This window comes from Corallococcus praedator (assembly GCF_003612125.1).
GTDB classification, from domain to species: domain Bacteria; phylum Myxococcota; class Myxococcia; order Myxococcales; family Myxococcaceae; genus Corallococcus; species Corallococcus praedator.
On sequence record NZ_RAWI01001037.1, the window covers coordinates 1 to 445 of the forward strand.

The 445-nt window shown below is 59.6% G+C and carries 1 protein-coding gene; it reads right to left on the minus strand.

What is annotated here, in order from left to right:
- Positions 1 to 287: DUF3159 domain-containing protein (locus D7Y13_RS42935; protein ID WP_208734636.1), on the minus strand; the 287-nt coding region annotated here is incomplete at its 3' end.
- Positions 288 to 445 lie beyond the last annotated feature (158 nt).

Consider the following 445-nt stretch of genomic DNA (forward strand, 5'->3'; position numbering starts at 1 on the left):
AGCAGCGACAGTGCGATCCCGCACACCACCATGATCGACACCGCGTCGAGCCGACGGCTGCGGATAAACCCGACAAGGCTCCAAGCGATGGGCGGCGCGGACGAGGCGATCAAGGCGCGCATCTGGCCCAGTGGCGCCTCGGCATAATTATAGATCGCGAACGGCAGAATGAAATTGACGAGCGCTTCGATGATTATGTGCGCGCCGTTCGTCCGGAGATAGCTGGCGATACGGGCAATCGGTCTGGGCGTCCCGGTCTCCGATCCGCCTTGTTTACGCGATCCCACTAGCGGATGTCCTTATAGCCCTTGGTAATGGGCTTGCCGCTGAACAGGATCGAGAAATAGTTGATGAAATAGATGCTCGCCATCTTCAGGAAGCCCTGCTTCTGCATCCGGCGGCCCGACGTCGGCATGACGAACTGCGGACAGAACAGCACCTTGCC